The following is a 16,858-nucleotide window of genomic DNA, read 5'->3' on the forward strand; positions in this document are numbered from 1 at the left end:
GCCCCTAGATAGCCACGACCTTCAACGCATTCCGCGAGTTTTCACACAGCCTGGGTCGATAGCAGCCGTTCGCGTATGGCCGCTGGACCCAGAGCAGTCGTTCGAGATGTCTAAGAAACAAGGGTCGATTTACCCTTCACGACCGACGCGTGCTTTTTCGGTTAGGTATGAGGAGTAGTCGCAGCGATCCTTTAGCTCCCAGTCTGGCGACCTTGGGTTCAGAATCCGACCGGCAATGCCCGCCGTCACTACTTCAGAGGAACCAGCTTCCTCTGCTGCCAAAATTGCGGGGGGCTCATGCTGGTACCCAGGCCCGACAAATGCGCAGTTGCAGCCCTCAATTGCAAGACTATCCAAGGCGGCACGCGTGTCAATCAAGATCTGATGCATGGCGGTGCCGGCCTAACAGAGGTGACATTGGAGATTCTGAATGACTAAACCGGCTCCGTAGACACCAACCTCCACAAGGGCCGCTATCGACCCACTCCGGACGCTCGCAGATGTCTGCATTTGGCCACAAGCGGTCGGTAGGCAGTCTAGTGGCCAATTGGATGTCATATTGGCCTTCTGCCGGCCGGTTTCACTATTCTAGGCAATTAAAGATTGGTGAGGAGGCGAGGATTGCATCATGTCTAGGTATAAGTTCTCCAGCGCGGAACGATGGGCGATTTTTCTTGTGCATGGCATGAAGTGCTATCTGTGCAATATCCCGATCGACCTCTCCACGATGGTGGTCGACCATGTTCTGCCCGAGTGCCTTCTCGATAGCCCCTCAGCTTGCAGCGCCGCTAAATCTAAACTGGGCCTTCCCGCTTCGTTCGACCTGAATTCCTTTGAAAATTGGCTGCCGGCCTGCAGCGTGTGCAATGGAACAAAGTCATCGGTTCAGTTCGAGCCTTCTCCCCTGATCCAGGTACTCTTGCAAAAGCTTGCTGCTAAGGCTGACGAGGCTCACAGAATTAGCTCTAAGGTCGTTCGCGATCGTCAGGTGGCCAACGCGCTCAATGTATTAGAGCGAGCGTATGAGAGCGGCGTTATGCTGGAGGAGAAAGCACGTGAGCGATTGTCGGTCCTATGGCAATTTGCTTCAGTGCAAGAGCTTGTGGACAACGGACAGCCACTTCGTTTGACTCCCTCTTTTTACCTGGTGACCACCACGGTGAAGGATGCGCTGGATTGGGGGGCCACACACTGGTCTATACCTCCTCGTGAACCGGGAGAGCCCTCACTGGTTGTGCTGTTTCGGGCGGAACGAGGCGAGTGCGTTGATTGCGGTATGATCCAACGGGTGTTTCAGCCAATTAACCAGGAAGGGGGTGGTGATGCAATCTGCGCCGTATGCCTATCGAGCCTCGACTGGATGAGCCCTGTAGCCTTAGGAGATTTGCCAACGCACTGTCGGGATAAATGATGCATTTGAGATTCATTCTCTCAAAGGACCGAGACATCCGGCTAGCCCGCTGTGATGATAACTCGAATCCCAGCGGGCAGCTGCGGGTGGTAGGTTGATCGGGCTGTGCGTTGATTGGTGCGGCATTTTTTGAGCATAGGCCAGCAGTCATTTTCCAAGAGACGAAATGCTCGCTGCCCTGATTAGAAACGTCGGTGCGCGCTAATTCAGCTCGGCGTTTCTCGGTACTGAGGTTTGGGGTAGTGGCCTGACCACTTTAAACCGGCGGGCCTATCTGAGAGTCGTCTGCGTCCCAAAGTTGGGTGGATTGACTGGCTGTCTTTTCGAGCCTTCAACACTCGCTGTCTCGGGCTTCGTTCGCCCCCCTTGTGAATGTGTCGAGCCTATGTCACCAGCATACAGGTGATAGTGGCAATTTGATTTTTGTTTAGCATCCAATGTTACTATCGGCATCCGAACGATGACGCTTCTTTGGCCGGTGTTTCGCTTTGACGCATAGTTTTCTTACGTCTATTGTTTGATTTTCTTACGAGCAGAGCGTGATGGATATTAGGAAGCAAATCGAGACTTTGTTGAGTAACTTTTGGGACAAGCGAGCGCAGGACATCATCGATGACCCCTTATCGACCGATGAGCTGGGGGCTCCTCTCGACTCCATCTCTGCTGTCGACGCTTTTGTCGGGATCGACAAGCTGGTGCAGCGCAAGCTACCCGTCGAGCTGATCATTCGCCACGGGGGATACAACTCCAAGGACCAGTTCGTCACTGATATTACCGACAAGGTTCTCCGCCATCTCAAGGAGCAACCGAAATGAGTGATGTTATGTCGTCGGGAGGCAATGATTTCGGTGATCGTCTGCGGCAAGCCCGCGAGTATGTAGGGCTTTCGCAAGAAGAAGTTGCGACGGTGCTAGGGCTATCCCGTCCGTCGATCACCAACATCGAGCTGGGCGCCAGAAAGGTTGAGGCGACTGAGTTAGGCAAACTGGCCAAGCTGTATCGGCGGACACTGGAGTACCTGTTGACAGGTGTCGAGCCAGCCCCGAGCGGGCCGGAGCAACTGGCATTCCTGGCTCGGGCGGTGAAAGGCTTGTCCGACAAAGATCTGGAAGAAGTAGCACGGTTTGCTGAATTTCTGAAGCAATCGTCTCGTAACCGCAGGGAGTAGGTCATGGCTGCACGCGACATCGCGGTGGCGACAGCCAAGGTGGCTGCCGAGGTCTTTGCATCCTCTCGCGCCATGGAGCGCGTCGAGCAGGACGGCTACACGCGCATTGATCCCTTTCGTATCGCTGCAGGCGAAGGCGTTTCGGTGTTGCTACGGCCCATGGATAAGCTGCTCGGTGCCTTCCTGCGCGAGGAGCGGCCGGGGATTCTGGTGAACTCGGCTCGTTCTGCCGGCCTTATTCACATGACCTGCGCCCACGAATTAGGCCACTACTTCATGGGGCATCAGAGCGCGATGGACGAAACCATTGACTACGGTGGCAAGGCCGAAGTGATGGAGCAGGAGGCTGAAACCTTCGGCTACCACCTGCTGGTTCCGAAGTCTCTACTGAGCATCATCTGCAAGCGAAAGGGATGGAACAGAAAATCGCTGACCAATCCTCACGTGCTCTATCAGATGTCTCTTCGTCTGGGCATCAGCTACACCGCCGCGGCTTGGTCTTTGGTTCGGCACAATGTACTGACGTATGACGTTGTTCAGGGGTTGTTGAAAGTATCGCCTGCCTCGATCAAGCAATCTCTGCTTCAGGGGCAATTGCCGGATGCCACGAAGGACGTCTGGCTGTTTGACGAAACCGATCAATCATCGGTGCTGGAGCCACGGCCGGAAGATCACTTGGTGGTGCGCTTGCAAAGCCATGCGTCCGCTGGCTATCTGTGGCGGGCAGAATCGGTGGAGCAGGTAGCCGAACAAGGCTTCACGCTGGCTCCATTGCCATCTGCGCGATCTCTGGATCCGCAATCCGTTGTGTTTGGTGCTGATTCCACGCTGGACTATGTGCTGTCAGCGCAGGAGGTTGATGCCGAAGGACCTCAAACAGTAACGCTCTGCGAAAGTCGTCCATGGATGGGCAGGCAGGCCGGCGACGCTTCGTTCCACTCCAAGGCGCATTTCGAACCGATCGCTGAAGGACTGACCCGCGAGTCGAAGCACGCGTTGATTCAGGAGGTCGTCGGCTCGTGATCACCACCGAATGCTTGGTCGACAGCTCCCCGGTCAGAGCAAAAAATCAGGGCAATCGTCCGACGTGCCTGGCTTTCGCAGTGACCGACCTGAATCGTGGCTTTGCTGATGATGACCTTGGGCCTGAATATTTTTACCGTGCGACGATCCAGAAGATTCCCGGTTGGCAGCCTGGTGACGGGGTCCAGGCCGCAGCCGCGGCTGAAGCGTCGCAGGCTGGTCATGCGCGAGAGGCCGATTTTCCATATCAGGTCGATGAGCCCGTTGTTCCTCTTGAAGCGTTGCCTGATGCCATGGACTTGTTTGGCCATCCTATCAACTTTTTTAATGCCGATATCGACGAGCTAATCGATAGCATGCGCGTGGGAGTGCCTATTGGTCTCGCTCTGCGACTCACCTACCAGTTTTATTCGCCTGTCGATGGCGTCATCCCATTCAGCGATTCGCTACTTCCCGGGGTAATGCAGCACGCGGTGGTGGCTGTGGGGTTGGGCCATGACGCTCAAGGCGAGACCTGGTTTTTGATCCGCAACAGCTGGGGACAGGAATGGGGCCAGAACGGACATGCCTGGGTCCCGGCTGCATATATTGCTGCGTATGCGACATGCGCATTTGGAGTGGAACATGGCAGTCCTGATTCAGCGTGACCGAGTAGTATCCGCCTGGCTGGCCGCAGCCCGCCATCTGTTGACCTGCCCAGAGTACACGGCTCGAAATCTAGTGTTAGAAATCGCCTCGCCTGGGGCACTGGAAGCACAAGATAGAGATATCATTGGTGCTGTCGATGCTGCCATTCGGCGACGCTGGCGTGGCCTCAGCGTACAGACTGTAGCGGGAACCATCTTCCCGAACGAGATCTACCGTCGAGAGGGGCGTCCCGGTTTTTATGACACCTACCTGAATGCGATGGCTCGCGGTATGAAGAGGGGGACGTGGGGTACCTACGCCTACAGGATGATGCGCAGAGTCAGTCGGAACGGAAAGACGACCTTCAATCCACTGGAGGTAATCGTACGAAAGCTCCAGGACTCCAAGGAAGGACGCTGCTTCCAAGCGGTGTACGAGTTGGGCGTCGTTGATGCTGAGTACGACCTTGATGATGATGGATTCGGTTTTGAATTGCCGCTATACGATCCGGCAATCGACAGGAAAAAGCCGATGAACATGCCGTGCTTAAGTCACCTCAGTTTTAAGGTGACCGGCGACAAGCTGGATCTGACTGCGATCTACCGATCCCACTGGTATGGTCAGAGGGCTTTGGGCAACCTGATCGGGCTGAGCAACCTGCATAAGTTTGTCAGTGATGAGTCCGAGTTTGAACGTGGGGTTCTGACTTGCATCGCCACCCATGCATTCCTAGATGTGGAATCGCTGGGCGGCGCGAAAGCCGCCAAACAATTGCTCGCGCTGTTTCCGGATCTAGAACAGTGAACCCTGGGTGCTCTGGCGTTTCGAACTGAATTCCTCTACTGGGATGTTGTATAGGGCACTCATCCCGTTACGGAAGTCCTTGATACCGCCATAACTCGGATGGCGGATGGCAATGACTTCGACATCAAAGCGGTTCGCATAGTTATAGGCATCACCGCCAATGGCGACTACTCGACGTACGCCCAGCCATTTGATTAAGGTCTCATTGAGCAGATCGACCGTTTTAAGTTCGCGTGCTGTGAACTTGCGGTTGGTAAACGGATTGCCTGGCTCATGCGGATGAAACGGGAACACGTTCCACAGCAGCGGTGGAAGCTTGAGTGCCCTGAGCACTGACCAGATTTCAGATGCCGTGCGCTCGACCACTGCCGGACCTAGCGTGGCCTGCTTGAAGTCCGAGCCCGGATAACGCTGCATCATTTCTGGAAGATGGAATTCGTCGGTCAGAGCCAGTCCGGTTCGTCGGCCACCGCGATACCCCAAATCCCGTCCCATCCAGATGGTGTCCACACCGATATCGGTCGCGGCCTTGAGGTAGCCACGCAGATTGCGGCGGCGTGCGGCGACAGCATCGCTGCGATCGTGGACTGGACACTTGTCAGCGTAGGGATTGAATACGTTGTCCAGCTTCAGCTCAGACAGGGCATTCACAAAGGCGGTAGGGTTCATGGCTGCTCTTTCTTTTCTAAAGGTTCAAAGTGCATGGAGTGTTCAAGCACGTTGACATGTACGGTGCCACATCGATGTCTCTGCAGTTCGCGAAAAACTTGAAAACCGGTAAGGATCGCTTTTTCCCATTGCCACAGCTTGCACGCCTCGACCTCGTAGCCTTCGACCATGCTTTCGATTTGTTTTAGCACGCTGTAATCCAGGGCTCCTGGCTTGGCGTCGATATAAAATTTGCGGCTCTTGGCATGGTTGAAGATCCAGGTCGCGATACCTTCCTCGATGATCATCGCTCGGGCACCGTCTTCGTTCTCGTCCTTTTTGGAATCGGACTTGCGCTTGCGTTTAAGCAGTGCCCGCAGCACGGGCGACCAGCCCAGAAACGCAACGTAGGCCAGATGGAATACGTCGTGGAAGCGGTAGTCGTCCGGCTCGTTACTGTTGTCTGTGAGCCGGTCCCCGATGAACACACCCTTCAAGCTCTGCACAACGTAGCCGTTCTCGCGGGTGCCCCGTTCATTGAACTCCATGGCCAATTCGGCGGGGAATTGTTCATGATCAGGGCACTTGAGATCAAACGGCGGCGGATAGACGGCTTCGTCATCCGGCCACCGGCTGAGGATCTTGTCGATGTTACTTCGTGCCACGTCCTCGAATCTCAGATCGAAGCTGGCACAGGCGATGGCCAACTCGGCCAGATGAATCCCCAAGTTCTGGCTGCGCGACGAGGGAGACAAGGCCCGCATGGAGGTAAACGAAACCTCGGCCAACACACCTGCCCGGTTTGCCAATCTGGCGAGCTGGGAGGAGCGATCGACATTCTCCGGGCTTCTGTGCATCTCCATGATGCTGTCGATGTGCCGGAACGTTACGGGCAGTATGGGTGATTTCTCGATTTCCCCAAATTCCGAGCGCAGATAGGCGATGCAGCTGGTACCTATTTCATCCGGGCCGACGTCAACGGACGCCGCAATGTTGATGAGATACCACAGCGCATCCCCTAGCTCCTCGGCAGCCAAGTCGCTGACAGAGGCTGCTAGGCGGTCACGACCGACCTTTTTGACTGCGGAGAGCAATCCACCCACTTCGCCGAAATAGCCGAACTTCAGCTTCTGGTAACCATCTTCATCCGTCTGGAACTGGTTGGTGCCGCCGGCTTTCAGTCGGTATTGAGGGATGGATAGCGAGGTTAGTTGCGGTGTCGGTACCGGCATCGAAGGTCCCTTTCCACGGTTAGATGCCAGAGAGGGCATCTCGATGAGCCTGAATCATCTCGAATCGCATTTTCCTTGCGCAACTGACAATTTTTTCTCGGGCTGCGCCGTGCGCACCCATTGCCAGTGCCCGAGTCCTGACGGACTTGGTTACATCATAGTGCGGATAAAGCGTCTTGGACTGGAACCAGCTGCGCCTCAGGCCAAGCTTGTCGGCGAAGGTATGCAATTCGTCCAACGAATCGGCAACCAGGTGGCTCCATTCACGGCCGCGCCACTTGATTCCCTCCGCATCAACATAAACCGCCATGGTGCTCGCCTTGAACAGGAAAATATGCAACTATTTTGCACATAGTTAGCAAATTTCTCAACCAAAATGAATGTATCAGATCTCGGTAGAAGCATAAAAGCAGTGCGTAGACGGAAGGGCTATACCTTGAAGGGTCTACAAGATAGCACAGGTGTTCACTACACCCAGATCTCCAAGATGGAGCGGGGGGAATGCAAATTGCTAAGTAAAAATTTGCTAACTATTTGTAATTTTTTGCACATCCCGCACACGCTGGATGGTCAGCACGTTCCCTCCGAAAGCGTGGTCGATACGGTGCAGGCGATCATTCGCACATGGCCGCATAGCGAGGGGGTGATTCGTCATTTCCTTGAAGGGATTCAAATGGCGCTTGAGGGGGGGGATACTGACGGACATGGCCAACGTCTCCCCTAGTTTTTTCTGGGATACAACGCTGGCATGATCCTCGAATGCTGTCTGTAGATTAGCTCCAGGAAGCTGGCCTACCTCTGCAGCCCCGATCAGTGATCTTCTTGAACCAAGCATCGACTTCTGCCCTAAAGTCTTTCGAGAACCCGTTCCTGTAATTTCTCGAATGTGGGTACAGATCGTCTCCTTCGAAGTCGCGTAGATGATTAGGAATCTCTACGGCGCTCGCTCCCCAGTAAACAAATTCTTCACCGATCAGTACGTTGTCCGACCCGGTATCTCTGTTCAGGTTATCCCGATTCAGTGCTCCTCCAGCGAAACTGTGATGTGAGTCTTCTTGAATCCAGCCATCGCCTCCCCGCCGGTAGATGTTGTCCCCGTAGGCCATGCTTTTGCTAGCACGCAGATTGGGTCGCTTGATTCTGAACGCTTCGTGCTCCCAGTACTCCTGAAAGGACATTTTCTGGGACACCCGCATCGCGAAGATCATCCTACCTTCAAGTTTCAGCGCTTTGCTGCCACAGCCAATGATGATGTCTCCTATCTGGGCTCCTTCCCTGATCTGTGGTTTGCAGGTGCCCAGAGTGCAGATGCCGTGAAACGGATTTGGTGCGAAGCCGTAATCCCTCACGAGCTTGTAGGAGAAAACTTTCGGTAGATCAATCATTGGCACTCAACCCGATCAATTTCGCGTTCCCCGCGAGGACTGCCGTCTGCGCATTCCCAGACCGGTTCTCCCCCTATGACCTCATCCAGTCGCGGACTGTCGATCGTAAGTACGGAGTAGGCGTGTTCATCGAATACCTGAGGCAGTGACTCAACGTCTTCGGCGATGGCCACGATACGTGTACCACAGATTGCAGCATGGTTAGCTGCACCTTCTAGGCACTCGTAGCCTTCCTCCGGGATCAGGAAAATGCTGATCACGGCGTTGTCGATGCAGCTCTGGATCTCATCGGAGACAGGCTGGTCCGCCTGAGCAGCCTCAACTTCAGGCTGCTCGGCTCCGGTCATGCAGACCTCGTAACCTCTTTCGTTCAGTTGTTGCGACACTACCTGGGCTTTATGTTCGAGCCCTGTCGTAAAGACGATACATGCCTTATCGCTCATTAGTGAAACTCCTCAACCGGGTGTGTTGTTATTTGGATGACCTCAAGGAAAGCGTTGTGGCCAGCGTTCCAGGACGAAATAGACGCATGGCGGCTATTCATCGTCGTCATAGCCTTCGCGAAAGCTAATCGTATGATTCTCGAAGTCCGCCATGACGTAGCCTTTTCGCTTATTAACGAGCTGCCGGAAGATGCTGAAGCCGTCCATGATCGCCTTCTCCCATTGCCACAATGCGCACCAGGCAACCTCGTAGCCCCTGACGAAATCCTGAATAGACTTCAGCAGGTCATAGTCGACGTGATCGACGTTCTCGAACAGCTCGCACTCAAGGCCGCGGCCAAAGATGAACGTGGCTACTCCTTCCTCGATGAGGATGGCCCTGGCGCCGTCCTGGTTTTCGTCAATTTCAGGAGCGCATTTGCGTTTCAGGTGGAGGAGTGCCCGGAGCACGGGTGACCACCCCAGATGAACTGCAAACGCCAGGTGGAAGACATCGTGGAAGCGGTAGTCATCGCGCTCCATTTTGTTATCAGTCAGGCGATCGCCGATGATGATTTTGTTGCACTTCTGAATGACGTACTGCTTCTCGCCTACGGTCTCCTCGGCAATGTAAAACTCGAGCCGTGGAGGGAATCGTTCATTCTTAGGCATGTCAACATCAAAGCGCGACGGGTAGGTCGTCTCTGCCGGCCAACGACTGAAAGTCTTCTTGAGGTTTCCAAGCGCCGCGGCGCCCATGTCCACATCGGCTGAATTTGCTGCGGCGACCAGTGCCCTAAATATCTCAACCATGTGAGCAGAAAGCTGGTCGCGGTTGCGCTTGAATGTGCCGATTTTGAAGTCATTGAGCAGATCGCCCACACATCCGGCGAGCGCGAGGACCTGTGTGCTGAACGACTCTTCCGAAACCGGTTTTCCATCTCGACACTGCAGGTCTGCAAAACCCAAGTTGGGATCTTCAGGCATCACGCTCTCCCAGTCTTCTAGGTCGCGAAAGGCCTGTTGAGCAATATTCGGCAGGTCGAGCTGGGCTCGCGTGGCCAGTGTTGAGAAATACCAGAGCGTGTCACCAAGCTCCTCAAGGATGGTTGCGCTGTAGCGCTTAAAGGCTGCCCGGTCTCGCTGCAGTTTCTTGAAGGCACTCAACAGGCTGCCAACCTCACCGAAAAGCCCGAGTATCGTGAGCTCCAATCCGGCGTCTGGCAGCTTGTCGGTCGTTTTCGCAATGCGTTGGTATGTACTGATGCTCATCCAGCCGTCACGAATCTCTGGCGGCAGGATGACAAATTGTTCAGCCGTCTTTGATGGGTCGAAACGGTCTTTCGGTGAAGATGAAGTCTGTGCGTCCATGCAGCCCCCGGCTGACTGATATCCCAGGATCGACTGTCTGCGCTGTGAAGTCGATTTGATATCATAATGGTATATCCAATAGGAGCTGTTCAAGTCTTGAGCCGAGGATTCAGATCGAGCGTCGATGCGAACAGCTGATCAAGTGCACTGAAATTTCCCACGTGGGCCTACAGTACTCGTAGCCCAGGGTTGACCGACCCGGTAGGGAAGTTTGCCGAGCAGGTATCTGTTCAGCAGGCAGCACGGTCCGAAGCGGTTGAAATAGAGGCCAAGTAGTTCGTGTAAAAACGCCCATGGACCTACGGCAATTCAAGCTGGGTGCAGCTTACAGTGGGCAACAACAAGTGGATGCAACCCCTCACTTCCGCTCGAATGCAGAAGTGAGGGATTGCAGGTTTAGCGGCCGGTTAGGCTGGGTTAGGAATTGCGCCCGCGGCTGAGCGAGTGCTTGCCTTTGCTTGACGCTTTCGCTCCAAGCAGGTGTTCACTGCATCGGTGATTGGCGTCGCACCTTCTTTTACATTGCGCATGTATATAACTGTGGTGGCCGCCGCTATCACGGCCTCAGCCGAGCCAGGATTTTCGTGTTTTTTTGCGATTTCCTGGATGATCTCGGCGTCAGTGACGCCATTTTCTTCGGCTCGGTGAAGAGCTTTGAACTCTTTCCGTGCGCGGGTTTGTTGCGTTTGAAGCGGATTTTTCATGGTGCAACCCTTCCGGTGATTAGGACTCGGGATTGAGACCTAACCCGAGGATATGGAGGGCAGGGTGCGGACTTTCAATTCGATCAAGCGCCGATCTTTGTGCAGCCACGGTGCTGGTGCCCCCGAACCGCCTGGCCGGGGGCATCGCGAACCAGCCTGTGAGCCAGTCAGCCTCAAGTTCATCATGAATCCAGATCCCTTGTGCTACAGACCTCGGGAGCCAACGCTTTGACGTAACAATGGCTTCTGGCACTGCCGGGCCTGCTTCATGATCCACAGCTTCAAGACAGGAAAGGGCAGTACCATGAAAACTGAGGCCTGCAACGACATGGCTAGTCGCCTACCCAGTTTTTTTCTTCACTGCGTTGATGCTCCACTGGCTGATACAAGGCATTGCCGAGCCTTCAAAAAAGCAGATTGCCCACGCGAAAGCAGACTAGGAACGTATCAGGGATACGGCTATTAACTAAAACTCAAGGATTGGATTTATGCTTGAAGAATTTGCAGCGCAGTTCAACAGCGGTTGGACCGCCGTCGCAGCAGTCGTAGGTGTTTTGTGTCTCGTACCAACGAAAGCAATCCAGTTGTTACACTTATACGACAGTCACTTAGCGCGAAGGCAGCACAAGCTCTTGAAGGAGCTTCGCGCAGCTGAAAGTTCTGAATCGCTATACGCTCAGTACCTAGATGACGCGCTCTATCTAGAAAGCTTTCGTATTGCCAGTGGTGTTCGAGCAGACCGGACCAAAGCCGATTTTCTGATGCGCTTGGCTCGCACGGGTCATTGGAATCACTGGCAAATTCGACAAATCGCTCGGTATCTGTGGGTCACGCCCGAGCAGCCTCGGCTAACGCTACGAATCACCGCAGTCGAGACAGCGGGGGCCTGGTCTGCGCGCTTGGTTGGATTCTTCCTTATGATCATAGGTTCCATCAGTGGGCTGATGATCATTGCGAAGGCGAGCAGCTTCGGAGCGTTCCTAGGAGGTATGGGGGCACAGGCAATGTTCATTATTGGAGCCGCGCTCATTTCGTCGCCCTTCAATAGCTATCGCACTGCCCGACGTTTTCAGAAGTATTTGGAAACCTATCCTGAGATCCTTGACCGGGTTGCAACCACGCCCTCCAGTCTTTCCAGCGAGAGCTCAATCCAAGGGTCAGGAAATGCCGTTGTGGTTAAGGCAGCTTGAAAAAGACATCTAAAATCATAAGCTTAAGTGATTTTACAGGATTTATTGTCTGTGTTTTTGATTGCAACCCTAAATTTTGCCGATCATGACAGCTTGATGAAGATGTCAGCAGTGTCTGCAGCCTTCAATCTATAACCGATTGAAAATACGGTCTTTATTGAGGAAGACCAGAAATGGTTTTGTTGAATTAAAACTGTTTTCGAACAATTAAAACTGTCGCCGATGGAGGAAAGCTCTCGCTTCCCCCCATCGGACGGCTCACCCTCCTGCCCGGTCCACCCCTCCCTACCGAAATCTGGCGTTTTCTGATGCCCCTCCCATACAGGTTGATGAATCTCTTCAGTCATACGTGAGAAGAAACTTGCTCCTCTGTTGGGGCGATCCAAAGGCAGCTACATTCGAAACCCTGGCTGCTACTAGCCGTGTGATCAAGGCCGATGCAGTCCGGATGCTCGCTGCAGAATTCGGGTGGCCTGGTTGCTATGGTTTCAATCGGCTTGTTCACTGTCACACGATGCACGCCGCATTTCATGTCATTAAGAATGATTGGGATATTTCATACTCCGGAAGCGACTATATTTCTCCCGGTGTGCAATACAGTGAGCCGGTTGCTTGGTTCTGCCCTGACTGCGTTAGAGAGGAGTAGCGGTGGCCGTGAACACTGCTGGTACCCGCTATGTCATGGGCATGCGGGTTGAGCCGTCAGAGCCTATAGGTTCTGGGCAGACGTCCTGCGGAGCCCCATACGACTTAGCTTGCGGGCGCGAAAAACAGAGGCTACTTCAGTCCATCTATAGAACTACCCCAAAAGATTGAATTTTTCAAGGCACAAAAAACTCTGCTTCAGAAGAGATATCAATGCTTTGGCACATCTCGGACAGGGAAGCTAATGCCTCGACTGATAACTGTAAATAAATAACTTCTACCTCTTGATTATCGTCGAGCAGTAAAGACATCCTTATGCCTTCGCCTGCATATTTATTTATGTCGCAATACTCTTCTATAAACTTAACTCTTAGATTTTCAATTAAGTGATTGCAAAAATTTTTAGACAAGCGCTCAGAGCTTTCAAACTCCCAGCCATCCTCTCCGAGGATCCTGCTGGCCCTGATCGGGACTATAAATGCAGCTTTATATTGTTTAGTCATTACATCACTCCTAAACTTCGACTGGAATTTTTTCAATGCCCGCTTTTTGGCTGCTGCCGCCCTATGGTGTCCGTCTTGGATTTCCAGTCGCCCTGTGCTGGGATTCCTCCAAACATCAACCGGATGATTTGGGTTGAACCCATTCTTTTCCATAGCTTTCGTGAGGCGCTTAATCTGCGAACCGGACATTTCAGATCTGGATTGCGTTGGAATCAAATTGCCAGGATTCTCATATGATCTCTTCGGCTTGAGATCCCATAATGATGAGCGCTGACACGACGTTCCACTTGCCTCAGCGCTTAGCTATTCACTGCCTTGCCAATGATCTCCATGCGACAACCTGGCAGTGCGTCATGGACCTCCAAGCTCATATCGTGCAGCCGCGCCACCGCCGATACCATGCTAAGACCTAGCCCATTACCCGGTTTGTTGCGACTGGCATCGCCTCGATAGAGTCTGCGGAAGACGGCCTCACGCTCTTCGGCGGCGATACCAGGACCGTTGTCGGAAATGCTCAGACCGCTTCGGCTGGCATCCGCGATCACCCGAACCTCTACACGCCCATGATTGGGCACGAATTTCAGGGCGTTATCTAGCAGGTTGCAGGTCGCATCGAAGAGCAATTGGGGATCGCCAGAAATGCACGCCGGATGTGGTGCAGCGACGAGTGATAGGTTTATGTCGCGTTCCTCGGCCAGCGGCTCGAACAACTCCGAGACATCGGCGGCGATCCTGTTTAGGTCGACGATAGAGAATTGGCTTCGGCGGGCGCCTGCTTCAATCTGAGAGATACGCAGTAGCGCACGGAAGGTCTGCATTAGCCCCTTGGCCTCATCGAGCGCCTCGTCCAGTGCCTCCACGTACTCAGCTTCACTCAGCTTATGACGACGTGCGCGCTCTAGACCGCCGATCAAGCGAGTCAGTGGAGTGCGTAAATCATGGGCGATATCGTCGCATACACCCTTAAGCTCGCCCATGAGCCGCTCAATGGCATCCAGCATACCATTGACCACTTCCGAGAGACGGTCGATGTCGTCGCCATTGCCGCGAACCGGGAGCCGTCGGCCTAGGTCTCCCTCAACGATATGGCGAATCGAGCGCGTCAGGCCGTCCAGTCGACGCCTAGCTGAGTAACCCAGCGCCACAGCTCCGATCAGACCAACCAGAATCAAAAGCGAGCCTCCGGAGAGGAGCGCATTCATCAAAAGCTCATGGAATTCACGAATGTCATGAATATCTTCTGCAGCTACCAGCGTGGAACTATCATCCAGCCGGTGAACGATGAAACGTACCGGTCGATTGTGGCTCCCCGATGCGCTCCAACTGAGTTCATAGGGTTGATCAAAGGAGCCGAATGCCGGAACGCTCTTCATCGGACCAACAATGGGTTTACCACTGGCGTTAAACAGCGTGGAGGGCGCCAAATTGTTGCGGTCGTTTATACTGTGGTCGAGCATCTCCTTCAGGCGTATCTGCATAGGCTGCTGGCTTAGACTCTCAATCGTTCTGTTGAGCTCTGCATCAACATCGTTGAGCAGATACCCTGTAGTTTGCCAGTAGATGTAGCCGAACAGTGCCAGGAACGAGCAGATAAACAGCGACAGAAAGATCAGCGCTGTGCGGAAGCTGGTAGTGCGTGGTACCTCACTCAGGCGTGCGAAGAACATAACCAGCTCCGCGTATGGTGTGCAGCATTGGGAGTTCGCCCTCACTATCGATCTTTCGGCGCAGACGACCTATGTGCACTTCAATGACGTTGCTCTGGTCGTCGTATTGATAGTTCCAAACGGCCTCGAAGAGCATTGTTCGGGTTACCACCTGATCAACATGCTCGGCAAGGTATTCAAGAAGCGCGTATTCGCGGGGCAGGAGATCAATCTGCCGCTCGCCGCGACGCACCGTACGACGAAGCAGGTTGATCTCGAGATTACCGATTCGCGCTCGGTTGGCCTGGGGCTGGTTTGTTGGCTGGTGATTTCGCCGGTCCAGCGCATCAAGTCGCGCGGTCAACTCGATGGACTCGAAGGGCTTGGTCAGGTAGTCGTCCCCCCCCCGCACGCAATCCTCGGACACGTTCGTCGAGGTCGCTCAGGGCACTCAGGATCAGCACAGGCGTCTGAACCCCTGAGGCCCGTAACGCCGTCAGCATGCCCAACCCTTCGAGGTTGCCCGGCATCATGCGATCCAGCACGATGAGGTCGAAGTTGCCGGCAGCAGCCTGGAGCAACCCGTCACGACCATTGTCGACCGTGATCACGGAAAAACCATGATCCTGAAGGGCTGACTCGATTTCACGCGAGGTTTTAAGGTCATCCTCGACGACCAGTACGTGGGTCATGACAATCAGCGGCTACCATCCAATGGTTGAAAAATTGAAGCGCAGTGTTCGCCCCGTCCATCTAGCTTAGTCTGTGTAAGGCCCAGCTTGGCTATTGGCAAGGGCGGGTGGAGGAATGGCGAGTCTTGTGTCGAGGTCTACTTGAGAATTCTCTTGATCGAGGACGATAAACGTACGTCCATCTACCTACGGCGCGGTTTAACCGAAGCCGGACATGTCGTCGACACGATACACGACGGCAGGACAGGCCTGGCCATGGCACTGGAGGGCATCTACCATGCCCTGGTAATAGACCGGAGCCTGCCGGGCATGGACGGCCTGGAAGTGGTGCGTGCCTTGCGCAGTAAAGATCAATCGGTGCCAATCCTGATGCTTAGTGCCAAGGCGTCCACCGAGCAACGCGTCGAAGGCTTTCAGGCAGGGTGCGACGCCTACCTGGGCAAACCGTACGCATTCGTCGAAGTGCTCGCACGCTTGGAAACACTGCTGCGGCCAAGTACACCTGCGCCCGGTAATAAGCCGGGCCAAATGCAGATCGGTGAACTGCAACTGGACAGCACTCAACATCTTGCGATTCGCCAAGGACATCGAATTCCCCTTGGCCCACGCGAGACGCTAATCCTGGAAAAGCTCATGTTGCATCCCGACCAAATCGTGACGCGCTTAATGCTGTTGGAAAGCGCTTGGGACTATGACTTCGACCCCAACGACAACGTCATCGACAAGCACATCCATCGCTTGCGTCGAAAGCTCGACGACGGATTCGACGTTTCCTTGATTGTCACTGTCCCCGGCGCTGGCTACAGGCTGGAGATACCAGAAGGGATACACGGCAGCACCAACCAAGTTTCCAGTATGGAAAAAGACAGCGGCTAACTATGAGCCGCTGTCCTCCGCGCTGATACTCGGCATGCTCCGGTATCTGCGAGTACCCAACAGGCAGGAAGCGGCTGCCGCTCGGCGAGCCAGTTCCCAGATCAAGACGGTGGTTAGATGACCCTTGGGCGTCGCATCACTACGGAGCAATAGCCGTACCGCCTGACCTTTCTCGTGAGCAATCACCTTTTACCTAGTGTGTTCGATGCGATGAGTAGTCTGATTTTGGTTGCTGGCTACCGACTGAGCATGCGCGTGCATTTGCTCGACTTGAGCGTAATGCTGCATCGCTGTATGACGCGTGGCATCCATCTGCGCAACGACGCGGTCACCACCGTTTTCGGCCATCGCCACAGCGGTGACACCCAGGAGGGCCACAACCAACATCGCTTTAAAAGATTTCATAGCAAACACTCCTTTCTCTAGAGCTGCCGGCACCGACCGGTGTCGGCTTAAGCTCTAGGCTTGGTGTCATCTTATGGGGCGGGGTATGGCATCCCGTTCTCAGCAA

At 54.3% G+C, this 16,858-nt stretch carries 20 protein-coding genes and 1 pseudogene; 9 read left to right on the forward strand and 12 right to left on the reverse strand.

Annotation, left to right across the window (positions count from 1 at the left end):
- The first annotated feature begins 628 nt into the window (after nt 1-628).
- The 6 genes from ACF8EA_RS15530 (at nt 629) to ACF8EA_RS15555 (ending at nt 5,033) form a co-directional block, all read left to right on the forward strand.
- Nucleotides 629-1,411, forward strand: coding sequence for an HNH endonuclease (locus tag ACF8EA_RS15530; RefSeq protein WP_392522521.1), 783 nt, complete (start codon nt 629-631; stop codon nt 1,409-1,411).
- 542 nt (nt 1,412-1,953) lie between these two features.
- Nucleotides 1,954-2,226: a hypothetical protein gene (locus ACF8EA_RS15535; RefSeq protein ID WP_392522523.1), complete on the forward strand. Its 273-nt coding sequence runs from the start codon at nt 1,954-1,956 to the stop codon at nt 2,224-2,226.
- Nucleotides 2,223-2,579 carry a helix-turn-helix domain-containing protein gene (locus tag ACF8EA_RS15540; RefSeq protein WP_392522525.1) on the forward strand — a complete coding sequence of 119 codons (357 nt, stop codon included), beginning with the start codon at nt 2,223-2,225 and terminating at the stop codon, nt 2,577-2,579. Before ACF8EA_RS15535 ends, ACF8EA_RS15540 begins: the two co-directional genes overlap by 4 nt.
- Nucleotides 2,580-2,582: 3 nt before the next feature.
- Nucleotides 2,583-3,602: an ImmA/IrrE family metallo-endopeptidase gene (locus ACF8EA_RS15545; RefSeq protein ID WP_392522526.1), complete on the forward strand. Its 1,020-nt coding sequence runs from the start codon at nt 2,583-2,585 to the stop codon at nt 3,600-3,602.
- Complete coding sequence (locus ACF8EA_RS15550; RefSeq protein WP_392522528.1) at nt 3,599-4,249, forward strand: C1 family peptidase; 651 nt, start codon at nt 3,599-3,601, stop codon at nt 4,247-4,249. Before ACF8EA_RS15545 ends, ACF8EA_RS15550 begins: the two co-directional genes overlap by 4 nt.
- A complete protein-coding gene (locus ACF8EA_RS15555; protein ID WP_392522530.1) occupies nt 4,227-5,033 on the forward strand; it encodes a hypothetical protein in 807 nt (268 codons plus the stop codon). Before ACF8EA_RS15550 ends, ACF8EA_RS15555 begins: the two co-directional genes overlap by 23 nt.
- On the opposite strand, the gene ACF8EA_RS15560 is transcribed toward ACF8EA_RS15555, so the two are convergent.
- From ACF8EA_RS15560 to ACF8EA_RS15570, 3 genes are read right to left on the reverse strand one after another with little or no spacing between them, the layout of a single operon-like run.
- Nucleotides 5,022-5,702 carry a uracil-DNA glycosylase gene (locus ACF8EA_RS15560; RefSeq protein ID WP_392522532.1) on the reverse strand — a complete coding sequence of 227 codons (681 nt, stop codon included), beginning with the start codon at nt 5,700-5,702 and terminating at the stop codon, nt 5,022-5,024. The genes ACF8EA_RS15555 and ACF8EA_RS15560 overlap by 12 nt on opposite strands.
- The gene (locus tag ACF8EA_RS15565; RefSeq protein ID WP_392522533.1) at nt 5,699-6,913 is read right to left on the reverse strand and encodes a nucleoside triphosphate pyrophosphohydrolase family protein; all 1,215 of its coding nucleotides are present in this window, start codon (nt 6,911-6,913) and stop codon (nt 5,699-5,701) included. Before ACF8EA_RS15565 ends, ACF8EA_RS15560 begins: the two co-directional genes overlap by 4 nt.
- Nucleotides 6,914-6,932: 19 nt before the next feature.
- A complete protein-coding gene (locus ACF8EA_RS15570) occupies nt 6,933-7,223 on the reverse strand; it encodes a DUF4031 domain-containing protein (RefSeq protein WP_392522535.1) in 291 nt (96 codons plus the stop codon).
- Between the two features lie 66 nt (nt 7,224-7,289).
- Between ACF8EA_RS15570 and ACF8EA_RS15575 the strand changes: the two genes are divergently transcribed.
- Nucleotides 7,290-7,637: a helix-turn-helix domain-containing protein gene (locus tag ACF8EA_RS15575; protein WP_392522537.1), complete on the forward strand. Its 348-nt coding sequence runs from the start codon at nt 7,290-7,292 to the stop codon at nt 7,635-7,637.
- Nucleotides 7,638-7,686: 49 nt separating this feature from the next.
- Here ACF8EA_RS15575 and ACF8EA_RS15580 read toward each other — a convergent pair whose 3' ends face one another.
- The 4 genes from ACF8EA_RS15580 to ACF8EA_RS15595 all read right to left on the reverse strand — a co-directional run bounded on the left by ACF8EA_RS15580 (nt 7,687) and on the right by ACF8EA_RS15595 (nt 10,795).
- Nucleotides 7,687-8,298 (reverse strand): hypothetical protein, encoded by a 612-nt coding sequence (locus ACF8EA_RS15580; RefSeq protein ID WP_392522538.1) that lies wholly within the window; start codon nt 8,296-8,298, stop codon nt 7,687-7,689.
- Complete coding sequence (locus ACF8EA_RS15585; protein WP_392522539.1) at nt 8,295-8,741, reverse strand: hypothetical protein; 447 nt, start codon at nt 8,739-8,741, stop codon at nt 8,295-8,297. The genes ACF8EA_RS15580 and ACF8EA_RS15585 overlap by 4 nt, the downstream gene beginning before the upstream one ends.
- Nucleotides 8,742-8,834: 93 nt before the next feature.
- Nucleotides 8,835-10,091: a nucleoside triphosphate pyrophosphohydrolase family protein gene (locus tag ACF8EA_RS15590; protein WP_392522540.1), complete on the reverse strand. Its 1,257-nt coding sequence runs from the start codon at nt 10,089-10,091 to the stop codon at nt 8,835-8,837.
- A gap of 407 nt (nt 10,092-10,498) precedes the next feature.
- Nucleotides 10,499-10,795: a hypothetical protein gene (locus ACF8EA_RS15595; RefSeq protein ID WP_392522542.1), complete on the reverse strand. Its 297-nt coding sequence runs from the start codon at nt 10,793-10,795 to the stop codon at nt 10,499-10,501.
- A gap of 488 nt (nt 10,796-11,283) precedes the next feature.
- On the opposite strand from ACF8EA_RS15595, the gene ACF8EA_RS15600 reads away from it, so the two are divergent.
- Nucleotides 11,284-11,985: a hypothetical protein gene (locus tag ACF8EA_RS15600; RefSeq protein ID WP_392522544.1), complete on the forward strand. Its 702-nt coding sequence runs from the start codon at nt 11,284-11,286 to the stop codon at nt 11,983-11,985.
- 83 nt (nt 11,986-12,068) lie between these two features.
- Here ACF8EA_RS15600 and ACF8EA_RS15605 read toward each other — a convergent pair whose 3' ends face one another.
- The 4 genes and pseudogenes from ACF8EA_RS15605 to ACF8EA_RS15620 form a co-directional block, all read right to left on the reverse strand.
- Nucleotides 12,069-12,332, reverse strand: coding sequence for a hypothetical protein (locus ACF8EA_RS15605; RefSeq protein ID WP_392522545.1), 264 nt, complete (start codon nt 12,330-12,332; stop codon nt 12,069-12,071).
- Nucleotides 12,333-12,806: 474 nt separating this feature from the next.
- Entirely contained in the window at nt 12,807-13,322 is a 516-nt protein-coding gene (locus ACF8EA_RS15610; protein WP_392522547.1) for a ParB N-terminal domain-containing protein, read from the reverse strand.
- Nucleotides 13,323-13,432: 110 nt separating this feature from the next.
- Nucleotides 13,433-14,800 (reverse strand): sensor histidine kinase, encoded by a 1,368-nt coding sequence (locus ACF8EA_RS15615; protein WP_392522549.1) that lies wholly within the window; start codon nt 14,798-14,800, stop codon nt 13,433-13,435.
- A pseudogene (locus ACF8EA_RS15620) lies at nt 14,778-15,471 on the reverse strand (response regulator transcription factor). The gene ACF8EA_RS15615 and the pseudogene ACF8EA_RS15620 overlap by 23 nt, the downstream one beginning before the upstream one ends.
- Before the next feature lie 153 nt (nt 15,472-15,624).
- Between ACF8EA_RS15620 and ACF8EA_RS15625 the strand changes: the two are divergent.
- Nucleotides 15,625-16,347 carry a response regulator transcription factor gene (locus ACF8EA_RS15625; RefSeq protein WP_392522551.1) on the forward strand — a complete coding sequence of 241 codons (723 nt, stop codon included), beginning with the start codon at nt 15,625-15,627 and terminating at the stop codon, nt 16,345-16,347.
- A gap of 189 nt (nt 16,348-16,536) precedes the next feature.
- Here ACF8EA_RS15625 and ACF8EA_RS15630 read toward each other — a convergent pair whose 3' ends face one another.
- On the reverse strand, nt 16,537-16,752 hold the full coding sequence (locus tag ACF8EA_RS15630) for a co-regulatory protein PtrA N-terminal domain-containing protein (protein WP_392522553.1): 216 nt from the start codon (nt 16,750-16,752) through the stop codon (nt 16,537-16,539).
- Nucleotides 16,753-16,858 lie beyond the last annotated feature (106 nt).

Origin of the sequence: Pseudomonas sp. YQ_5 (assembly GCF_043103305.1) — a bacterium.
GTDB classification, from domain to species: Bacteria; Pseudomonadota; Gammaproteobacteria; order Pseudomonadales; family Pseudomonadaceae; genus Aquipseudomonas; species Aquipseudomonas putida_Y.